1 protein-coding gene is annotated in these 507 nt (G+C 69.0%); it reads left to right on the forward strand.

Annotated features, from left to right (window positions below; translation table 11 throughout):
* Positions 1-54: 54 nt before the first annotated feature.
* The coding region (locus MJ785_RS21855; protein ID WP_239382757.1) for a helix-turn-helix domain-containing protein at positions 55-507 on the forward strand (453 nt) is incomplete at its 3' end.

Genomic DNA, 507 nt, shown 5'->3' on the forward strand with positions numbered 1-507 from the left:
TGCCGCCGCGCACCGCGCTGCCCGTGCCGTCGCCGCTGCCACCGAGGCGGACTCGTGAAGGTTCTCCAGGCGTACCGTTTCGCGCTCGACCCGAATGACGTTCAGCTCGCGAACATCCGGCGGCATGCCGGGGCGTCGCGGTTCGTTTTCAACTGGGGTCTGGCGTTCGTGAAGGCCGCGCTGGCGCAGCGTGAGGCCGAGCAGTCCTACGGGTTGGATGGCGATGCGCTGACCCCGGTGCCGTGGACGCTGCCGGCGTTGCGGCTGCGGTGGAACCGGGTCAAGAACGAGATCGCCCCGTGGTGGGCGGAGTGCTCGAAGGAAGCGTTCTCCGCCGGGCTGGACCAGCTTGCTCGCGGGTTGAAGAACGTCACCGACTCCCGCAGCGGGAAACGGAAGGGCCGGCGGGTCGGCTTCCCCAGGTTCAAGAAGCGCGGGAAGGTCCGCGACTCGTTCCGGTACACCACCGGCGCCTATGGCCCGGCTGGTGACCGGCGGGTGAAACTA

The sequence above is a fragment of the Protofrankia sp. CiT1 genome (genome assembly GCF_917627335.1).
Classification (GTDB): Bacteria; Actinomycetota; Actinomycetes; order Frankiales; family Frankiaceae; genus Protofrankia.